Annotated in this window: 9 protein-coding genes; 1 reads left to right on the top strand and 8 read right to left on the bottom strand. The window is 68.5% G+C overall.

Translation table 11 applies throughout. The features are described 5' to 3' along the window. Positions 1-330: 330 nt before the first annotated feature. Positions 331-1284, top strand: coding sequence for an acyltransferase domain-containing protein (locus tag BLU84_RS14355; protein ID WP_074868356.1), 954 nt, complete (start codon positions 331-333; stop codon positions 1282-1284). A 32-nt stretch (positions 1285-1316) separates the two neighbouring features. On the opposite strand, the gene BLU84_RS14360 is transcribed toward BLU84_RS14355, so the two are convergent. From BLU84_RS14360 to BLU84_RS14395, 8 genes are all read right to left on the bottom strand, one after another. Then, a complete protein-coding gene (locus BLU84_RS14360; RefSeq protein ID WP_074868359.1) occupies positions 1317-2162 on the bottom strand; it encodes a 4'-phosphopantetheinyl transferase family protein in 846 nt (281 codons plus the stop codon). Between the two features lie 2 nt (positions 2163-2164). Then, the gene (locus BLU84_RS14365) at positions 2165-2926 is read right to left on the bottom strand and encodes a metallophosphoesterase (RefSeq protein WP_074868362.1); all 762 of its coding nucleotides are present in this window, start codon (positions 2924-2926) and stop codon (positions 2165-2167) included. 85 nt (positions 2927-3011) lie between these two features. Continuing rightward, positions 3012-4145 (bottom strand): ACP S-malonyltransferase, encoded by a 1134-nt coding sequence (fabD, locus tag BLU84_RS14370; protein ID WP_074868365.1) that lies wholly within the window; start codon positions 4143-4145, stop codon positions 3012-3014. Between the two features lie 49 nt (positions 4146-4194). Then, on the bottom strand, positions 4195-5457 hold the full coding sequence (locus tag BLU84_RS14375) for a beta-ketoacyl synthase N-terminal-like domain-containing protein (RefSeq protein ID WP_233431144.1): 1263 nt from the start codon (positions 5455-5457) through the stop codon (positions 4195-4197). Beyond that, positions 5444-5698 carry an acyl carrier protein gene (locus BLU84_RS14380; protein ID WP_074868371.1) on the bottom strand — a complete coding sequence of 85 codons (255 nt, stop codon included), beginning with the start codon at positions 5696-5698 and terminating at the stop codon, positions 5444-5446. Before BLU84_RS14380 ends, BLU84_RS14375 begins: the two co-directional genes overlap by 14 nt. A gap of 100 nt (positions 5699-5798) precedes the next feature. Beyond that, complete coding sequence (locus BLU84_RS14385; protein ID WP_074868375.1) at positions 5799-6581, bottom strand: polyketide synthase; 783 nt, start codon at positions 6579-6581, stop codon at positions 5799-5801. Beyond that, the gene (locus BLU84_RS14390) at positions 6581-7354 is read right to left on the bottom strand and encodes an enoyl-CoA hydratase/isomerase (protein ID WP_211664545.1); all 774 of its coding nucleotides are present in this window, start codon (positions 7352-7354) and stop codon (positions 6581-6583) included. The genes BLU84_RS14385 and BLU84_RS14390 overlap by 1 nt, the downstream gene beginning before the upstream one ends. Further along, on the bottom strand, positions 7354-8610 hold the full coding sequence (locus BLU84_RS14395; protein ID WP_074868379.1) for a hydroxymethylglutaryl-CoA synthase family protein: 1257 nt from the start codon (positions 8608-8610) through the stop codon (positions 7354-7356). The genes BLU84_RS14390 and BLU84_RS14395 overlap by 1 nt, the downstream gene beginning before the upstream one ends. Positions 8611-8650: the final 40 nt, after the last annotated feature.

An 8650-nucleotide genomic window follows, 5' to 3' on the forward strand; every position in this document is an offset into this window, starting at 1 on the left:
GCGGTCGATGGGCGACGGGCTCGGAAATCATCGGATACCCGCTCCCTGCTCGGCCGAGATTATCCGGCGCATTGCATCGACGACGTAGAACAGGCCGGAAAACGGCCATTAGCGACGCGCAGGGTCGCTTTTCACCGAAGTGAAAGCGCATCGAAACGGAATCGAAAAGAATGTAGCCGCGCGAAGGGCCGATATGGCGAAGATAATAGACAGCGCGATAAAGTATACCGGCGCGACTCGCACACGCCCGCTACCGATCACCGCGCGGCGGCCGCGCGGGCCGTTAAACTTGCGCTTCCAGGGCGCCTCCGGCGCCAGCCGAGACCGCCGATGCCGCCCGCCAGCACCGTTTTCATGTTCTCCGGGCAAGGCTCGCAGTACTTCCAGATGGGCCGACGGCTGTACCAGGACGACGACGTCTTCCGCCGCTGGATGATTCATCTGGACGATTTCGCGCGCGAGTGGTGCGGCGAATCTGTCATCGATGTCATCCATTCGCGCGGCAAGGCCGAGGCCTTCGACCGCACCGCCCACAGCCATCCCGCGATCTTCATGGTCGAGTACGCGCTGGCGCGTTGCCTGATCGAACGCGGCGTGCGCCCGGACTTGTGCCTGGGCGCGAGCCTGGGCTCGTTCGCCGCCGCGGCGGTGGCCGGGCACGTGTCGGTGGAGGATGCGATGCAGGCGGTGGTGGCCCAGGCAGAAGCCTTCGAAGGCCACTGCGAGCGCGGCGCGATGATCGCGATCCTGGCCGACCCGGCGCTGTACGCGCAGCCGTTCCTGAGCGAGCGCAGCGAACTGGCGGCGGTCAATTTCTCCAGCCATTTCGCCGTGGCCGCGCCGCAGGCCGCGCTGGCGCCGATCGAGGAGGAATTGCGCGCGCGCGCGATCAGCTTCCAGCGCCTGGCGGTCTCGTATGCGTTCCACTCGCGCTGGATCGAACCGGCGCAGGCGCCGTTCGCCGCGGCCACGTCTGTGCTGCCGCTGAGTCGCGGCGCGTTGCCGGTGGTGTGTTGCGAGCAGGCGGCGGTGCTGGACGAGCTGCCGCAGGATTTCTTCTGGCGCGTGGTGCGCCAGCCGATCCGCTTCGGCGAAGCGATCGCGCAGTTGGAGCGCAGCGGACCGCACCGCTATCTCGACCTCGGCCCGTCGGGCACGCTGGCGACCTTCGCCAAGTACCTGCTCCCGCAAGGCACGCGCTCCACTACGCAGGCGCTGATGACGCCTTACGGCCAGGACGAAAAACTGATGGCGGCGGTGCTGGCGCCGGCGCAGCCGGCCTGAAGTCTCCGCGGCGGTAGCGGCGCGGTCGCGCCTCAGCCTTCGTCCGAGCGCCGCGTAGGCGCCAGCGTCAACGCCTGCTCCTTCAGTCGCGCCGACAGCTCGCGCACGCACACCTGCGTGCCTGCCTCGCGGTGTGCGCACAGCGCCAGCAGGTATTCCGGCTGCGGCCGGTATTGCCACAGACTCCAGCGCGCCGCGTCTGCGTCGAGATCGGGCTGCGCGCTCAACCGCACCGAGCGCTCGCAGGGATAGTGGAAGCTGAAGCGCTCCAGCGGCAGCGACAGGCCCATGCCGCGCGCCTTGATGTAGGCCTCTTTGAAGGTCCAGTACTCGAAGAACCGGTCCTGCTGCCGATCGGCGGCGACCTGCGCCAGCGCCGCGACCTCGTCGGCGGCGAAGAACCGATGGGCAATGCCGAGCGACACGGCGCGGTGGCTTACGTGCTCCACGTCCACGCCGATCTCGCGATCTTGGGTCACCGCCAGCGCGATCAGGCCATGGGTGTGGGAGATATTGAAGCAGAGCCCCGGCGCAAACTGCGCCTGCTGCGCCGGATCGATATGCGGCCGGCCGTAAGCGTTGGCGCCGAAGCGCCATTGCGCCGGCGCCAGCGGCGCATAGCGCGACAGGGTGGCGCGGACCAGGGCGCGGGTCAGCAGATAGCGCTTGCGGTCGTCGGCGAAGTAGTAGCGCGGCTCCTGCGCCCGCTCGCCCGCATCCAGCGTCTCGCGCAGGCGCGCCAGCAAGGCTTCGTCGCCGACGCGGTCGTAGCGCAGCAGCCACAGGTCGATGCGGTCGCGGCGTGCGCGCAAGTCCGGCGCGGCGGCGCGTTGCGCGGCGAAGTCGTGGACGAAGCTGCTGCCGGCGTCGGCGGCCATGCTCAGATCTCCTCGACGCACAGCAGGCGCCGCGCGGCGATGCCCGTTTCCTGCGGATAGCCGAAGGCGTTGTTGACGTAGCGCACGCCGTCGAGCACGACGTCGCGGTTGATGTGGCTGTGGCCGTACACGTGCAGGTCGGCGCCGAGCGCGCGCAGCCGGCGTTCGATCCCGGCGCTGCCGAGCACCGGGTCGAGGATGCGGTGGCGCGCGGGCACGTAGTTTGGGATCAGGTCCAGGCGCGGCAGGAAGTGCGAGACGGTGATGGTACGTGTGATGCCCTCGCGCGGCGGCAACGGATCCAGCGCAGCCAGGTGCGCGGCGATCCGAGCGGCGTCGTAACCCGACGGCCAACGGCAGGCGCGGTAGTCCATCCACATTTGCTTGAGTTCTTCGCCGGGCTCGGCGAAGCCGTGGTCGTACCAGCCCAGCAGCGGCGCCACCAGGGTCGCGCCGTGGCGCCAGGCGCGGGTGGTGGCGCCGTGGTCGTGGGCCAGCCGGCGCACTTCGTCGAGCTTGTCCAGCGAGGTCTTGCCGGGATCTTCGCCGAGCACCCATAGGTCGTGGTTACCCGGCACGAACAGCACCCGGCCGAAACGCGCGGCCAGTTCGCCCAGACACGCGCCCAGCAACTGCGGGCGGTGGCTGATATCACCGGCAAGGATCAACGCGTCGTCGCGGTAATCCCAGCGCGACAGCGACTGCACCCACTGCGCGTTGTCCGGGTAGTCGACGTGCAGGTCGGAGACCGCGAACAAACGCATCAACGCGCGCCCCGGCGCAGGTGCGCCGCGTCCGCGCCGGCGCCGCTGCCGCCAAGCCGGTGCCCTGCTCTGCTGTTGGCTACGCTCAAGCCGGCACCACCTCGTCCAGATCGAAGTAGCCGTTATAACCCTTCATATAGACCGCTGCGCGATGGCCGAACAGCACCAGCGCCTCGCTGCGGGTCTCAAGGTCGGTGCGGTCGATCAGCAGCGAGCGCACCCGGGTGCCGACCGGGTGGGCGCGGTTCCAGGCCGCGACCTTGCCGGCGGCGTCGCCGCGGACCGCCTCGGCGGCCGCTGCGGCAGCGGGCTCGGCGGCGGGTGCCGCGCTCGCCTGCGCAGCCTCCGGCTCGGGCTTGCGGGTTTGCAGCTTGATCGTCTGCACCAGCCGGGTCAGCACGTCGCCGTGGCCGATCTCCTCGAACGTCATCTCCTCGCCGCGTTCGGCCGCGAGCCCGAGGAGGTACTGCACGCTCTCCGACCAGCGCACCGTGCTGGCGATCTGCGCCGACAAGGTCTGCGCCAGCTCGCCGGCCTCGTACTCGCGCGCGGTCACGTTGGAGATCACCGGGATCTTCGGCGCCGCCAGCTTGAAGGTCTTGAGGTATTTGGCGAACTTCTCCCGCGCCGGCAGCATGAACCTGGAATGGAACGCGCCGCTGGTGTTGAGCGGATAGAAGCGCATCTTGCCCTGGCGGAACAGCGGCTCGGCCTTGGCCAGTTGCTCGGCCGGGCCGGAGATCACGATCTGCGACGGCGTGTTGTAGTTGGCCAGACCGACATCGTCGAGCCCGTGCTCGGCCAGCAGCGCCTCGATCTGTTCCTTGCTGGCGTTGAGCACCGCCGCCATCGCCCCGCCGGACACCTGGCCCATCAGCGCGCCGCGCTTCTTGACCAGCTTCAGCCCGGTTTCGAAGTCGTAGCAGCCGGCGGCCATCAGCGCGTCGAACTCGCCCAGGCTGTGGCCGGCGAGGAAGTCCGGCGGCGCAGCGCCGTCGTCGATGCGGGCGAAATAGCTCAGCGCATTGACCACGTACAGCGCCGGCTGGGTGAACTGGGTGCGGCCGAGTTGGTCGTCGGGATCGTCCAGGCACAGCTGGCGGATCGAATAGCCGAGCACGGCGTCGGCCTGGCGCACCCGCTCGGGATAGCGCTCGAACAGCTCGCCGCCCATGCCCTTGGCCTGCGAGCCCTGGCCCGGAAACACGAAAGTCTTCATCGCTGGTTCTCCATCGTCGTTCGTAACGGCGGCGTGCGGCCGCCGGCGGCTAGTGGCGGCTCAGGCATACGGCGGTGTTGACGCCGCCGAAGCCCATGCTCAGGTTCAATGCGTGCTCGATGCGGTGGTCGAGCGCGCGTTCGCGCACCCACGACAGCGAGGGTTCCATGCAGTCGTCGAGATTGCGGCTGGGGTGCAGTTGCTCGGCGCGCATCTGCAACGCCACCGCGGCCAGTTCGACTGCGCCGGCGGCGCTGAGGCCGTGGCCGGTCACCGACTTGGTGGTGTTGAGCCAGGCATGGCCCAGGCCGCTGCGGCGCAACGCTTCGAGTTCGGTGACATCGCCGATGCCCGAGCCGGTGCCGTGCGGGTTGACGTAGTCGATCTGCGCCGCGTCCAGGCCGGCGCGCTGCAGCGCCTTGGCTATCGCCGCCATCTCGCCGTCGAGCGAGGGATTGGGATTGCGGTTGCCGTCCATGCCCATCGCCCATCCGGCGATGCGCGCATACGGCCGCACCCCGGCGTGGCCGGCGCTGGCTTCGCGCTCGATCACCAGCACCGCGCAGGCTTCGCCGTAGATGAAACCGTCGCGCTCGCGGTCGAACGGGCGGCAGGCGTACTCCGGGCGTTTGGCGTAGCGGTCCGACCCCATCGCGCCGAGCGAGCGCAGGCCCTGGCATTCCCAGTGCGACAGATCCATCAGCGTGCCGACCGCGACGCAGGCGTCGACGATGCCGGCCTGGACCGCAGCGATCGCCTGCACCACCGCGACCTGGCCGCTGGCCGAGGCGCCGCCGACGGTGTGGGCGAAACCGCGGATGCCGAACACTTCGGTGCACAGCCCGCACAGGTCGCTGTCCATGAACGACATCGCATAGGTCGGGCGCAGGAACTGCGGGCGCTCGCGATAGGCCTCGTGCAACTGCACGAGTTCGCGTTGCTGGAAGTTGGAGCCGCCGACCACCAGCCCGACCCGATCCGGGTCGAGCCGGTCGAGCGCGGCGTCGTGCCAGGCCTCGTAGACGCTGGCCAGCGCGACTTGAGACGAGAACGACGCGGTGCGCAGCAGGCTCGGCGGAATCTCCACCGGCAACCCGAGCGTGCCGATCTCGGCGCCGAGATACGCGGTGCCCTCGCCGCGTTCGTCGGCCTGACGCTGGCGCCCGGGTCGGCGCATGACCCCGAAACGATGGCGGCCCGCAAGCAAGGCGTCGAGAAAATCGGCCTTGCCCTGCCCGATCGCCGAGGTCACGCCGATGCCGCTGATGAGCAGGTCCGAGCGCATCGGATCGGCGCGCTCAGGCTTTGCCATGGATGATCGTGGCCAGTTCGCCGATGTTCTCGGCCTTGGCCATGTCCATCATCGGCAAGTTCAGGCCCAGCGATTCCAGGGTCATGATCAGGATGTCGGCGCGGTCGATCGAGTTGGCGCCGAGCGCGCGCAGCGAATCGGTGCGCTGGAACTCGTGGCGCTCCAGCTGCGGCAGCACTTCGCGGGTGTGCAGGACGATGGTGTCGAAGACGTGCTGCAGTTCGACGGCGGTCTGGCTCATGGGTCTCTCCCTGGGTGTGTGGCGTGGGTGGGTGACGACTGGGGCCCGCGGCGCGGGGCGATTGAAAGAACGAAAGAGCGATGCAGCGGTCGTGCGTAACTCAGCGCCCGAACGCGGCGTCGATGCGCGCGCGCACTTCGGGCTGGTGGAAGGTCAACTCGTGCAGGGCGACTTCCTGCTCGATATAGCGCGGCAGGCGCTGGCGCAGATCCGCGACCAGATGGTCCTTGAGCGCGACCAGCGACACCCGCGGTTTTTCGGCCAGGTTGCGCGCCAGTTCCAGCGCATGCGCCAGCACCTGTTCGCGCGGCAGCACCGGGAACGCGACGCCGCGGCGCTGCAATTCTTCGCCGCGGTAGGTCTGCGCGCCGAGCATCATCTCCGCGGCCAGCGCCGGGCCGAGCTTGTGCGGCAGGATCAGGGTCGAGCCCATGCCCGGGGTGAAGCCGTACTTCATGAAGTTGGCGGTGTACACGCTCTCGCGCGCCAGCACGACCAGATCGGCGAACAGGCCGAGCACGAAGCCGCCGCCGATGCCGTGGCCCTGCATCGCCGCGACCACCGGCACCGGGCAGTTCAAGGCCAGGCTGTAGAGGTCTTTGTCGGTGAACTTGAACCGGCCCTCGTACAGGTCGCGCAAGCCTTCCTGGGTGCCGCCGCTGGAAAAATAGGTGTCGTAGCCGGTCAGCACCACCGCCTTGCAATCCTGGCGTTGGCCGATGCGGGCGAAGACGTCGGTGAGGCCGGCGATCAGCGCGTCGCTGAAGGTGTTCTTGCTGGCGCGGTCCTGCATGCGCACCAGCAGCACGCCCTCGCCGGCTTCGCTGAGCGTTACCGGCGCGCCGTCGTCGATGCTTTCGGAGTTGGCGACAGTCGCGGACATCAGTCGGCCTCCCACGGGAACTTGCCGCTGCGAACAAAGCGGACGATCTTGGCGACGTTGTCGGCATCGCCGAACACCTCGCGGTTGGCCGCCAGCGCCTTGGGCTTGGCTGCGGCGAGGCTGTCGTCGAGCTCGGCCGCATAACGCTTGTAGCGGGCCACGCCGTCCTTGCCGAGCCGGCGCAGGCGCAGCAGGTGCTTGCGCAGCAGATTGGCGCTGTCGGCCTCGCAGGCGTCGACCAGGCCCCAGTCCAGCGCCTGCCGCGCCGATACGGGCTGGGTGGTCAGGGTCAGGTAGTTGGCGCGGGCGATGCCGGTGCGGCGGATCAGGAACGGCAGCACGCAGGCCGGCATCAGGCCGAACAACAGCTCGGACAGGCTGAAACTGGCGGCGTCCTCGGCCAGCACCAGATCGCAGGCGGCGACGAAGCCGATGCCGCCGGCGTTGGCGCGGCCGCGCACGTGGGCGACGCTGACGAAGGGGCCGCAGGCCAGGCGCCGCCACAGCTCGTACAGCGGCTCCGGGTCCTGGCCCTGGATGGTGCCGCGCTCGAAGCGCCCGCGGATCTCGTCGAAGTCGGCGCCGGAGCAGAACACCTCCGGCAGGCCTTCGAGCACCACCACCGTGGCCTGTGCTTCGCAAGCGCTCAGGGCGTCGCCGAGTTCGGCGATCAGGCGGTCGTCGATGGCGTTGTTGGCCTGCGGACGATGCATCTGCACGAAGACGATGCCGTCCTCGGCGCGGACCTTGATCGACTCGTAATGGCGGCTCATCAGACCCATTCGTACTCCCGATGGAATTCCTTGATCTGCTTGAGGAACAAGGTCTTGTGGCCGAGCGCGGCGCGGGCCTGCGGCACGAACGCGGTGTCGGCGTCGAGGTTGCGGGTGCCGAACTTCATGCTGCGGCTCTTTTCCAGCAGCGCGTCGTACTGCTCCATGCTGAGCTGGTGACGACGATCCAGGCGCTCGCCGATCTTCATCGCGCGCAGCCGCTCCTGGCCTTCCTTGCGCACGGTGCCGCTGAAGAATTCCGAGCAGCAGCCCGAGCCGTAGGAAAACACGCCGATACGCTGCGGCGCGTCGAAGTCGCCGTTGTCGATGGTGCTGGCCAGCGACAGCGCGGCGGTGGCGCCCATGATGTTGCCCACGCGCTGGCAGTGGACCAGGCCCGGATTGACCCGGCGCTGGAAGTCGACTTCGATCTCGTTCGGCTTGGCCTTGGCCAGCTTGCGCATCATGTTGCGGTGCGCGCCCTTGACCATGCCGCCGAACGGGGTGTGATACGCGATATAGCCGAAGGTGTCGGCGAAGCTCGCGCCGGCGACGCGCTTTTCGTATTCCAGGTACGCGTTTTCGCAGCAGTTGAGGTAGGACAGCAGCGACAGGTCGGTGTCGCCGGCGTCGGTGTCGGCCGAGGGCCGGCAGGTGTCCATCACCTCGTAGCCGTAATAGCCGTTGGCGCCGACGTCGATCTGGAACACGTGCGGGCGGTCGCTGATCAGCATCGCCACTGCGCCGGAGCCGCCGCTGGGCTCGGCGAACGACCAGTCCGCCGACAGCGCCTCGCCGCCCTCCTCGACCATGAAGCGCGACACGTCGGTGGCGATCACCAGCACCTTGGCCCCGGGCGAGACCTGCGAGAGCACGAAGTTGACCGCCATCTGCAGCCCGGCCACGCCCGAATAACAGGCGTTCTTGAGCTCGAACAGGCGGCAGTTGCGGTTGAGCCCGAGCAGGTCGTGGCAGTAGGTGCTCATCGACTTGCCGAAATCGAACGCCGACTCGGTGCAGGTGATGACCATCTCGATGCGGTCTTTCTCCTGCTCGCTGAGCGCGTCCACCAGCGGCTTGGCCGCGTTGACCGCGAAGGTGATCGGGTCTTCGTAGGGCAGCGCCACGCTCTTTTGCTTCATCAGCAGGTTCTCGAACCGGCTCATGTCCAGGCCGCGGTGGCGCGCCAGCTCGGTCACGTCCAGGCAGGCGGTGCCGGCGAATACGTTCATCGCTTCGATTCCAACAGGGCTCACGTTCTTTACCTCTGGCGATTGATGGGGCGCGCTGACGTCG

The sequence above is a fragment of the Lysobacter enzymogenes genome (assembly GCF_900106525.1).
Lineage (GTDB): Bacteria > Pseudomonadota > Gammaproteobacteria > Xanthomonadales > Xanthomonadaceae > Lysobacter > Lysobacter enzymogenes.

Bases quoted from the DNA above. Each gene is read 5' to 3' on its own strand.
- BLU84_RS14355 (WP_074868356.1), top strand. From the start codon at position 331: ATGCCGCCCGCCAGCACCGTTTTCATGTTCTCCGGGCAAGGCTCGCAG.
- BLU84_RS14365 (WP_074868362.1), bottom strand. From the start codon at position 2,926: ATGCGTTTGTTCGCGGTCTCCGACCTGCACGTCGACTACCCGGACAAC.
- BLU84_RS14385 (WP_074868375.1), bottom strand. From the start codon at position 6,581: ATGTCCGCGACTGTCGCCAACTCCGAAAGCATCGACGACGGCGCGCCG.
- BLU84_RS14390 (WP_211664545.1), bottom strand. From the start codon at position 7,354: ATGAGCCGCCATTACGAGTCGATCAAGGTCCGCGCCGAGGACGGCATC.
- BLU84_RS14380 (WP_074868371.1), bottom strand. From the start codon at position 5,698: ATGAGCCAGACCGCCGTCGAACTGCAGCACGTCTTCGACACCATCGTC.
- BLU84_RS14375 (WP_233431144.1), bottom strand. From the start codon at position 5,457: ATGGCAAAGCCTGAGCGCGCCGATCCGATGCGCTCGGACCTGCTCATC.
- BLU84_RS14360 (WP_074868359.1), bottom strand. From the start codon at position 2,162: ATGGCCGCCGACGCCGGCAGCAGCTTCGTCCACGACTTCGCCGCGCAA.
- fabD (WP_074868365.1), bottom strand. From the start codon at position 4,145: ATGAAGACTTTCGTGTTTCCGGGCCAGGGCTCGCAGGCCAAGGGCATG.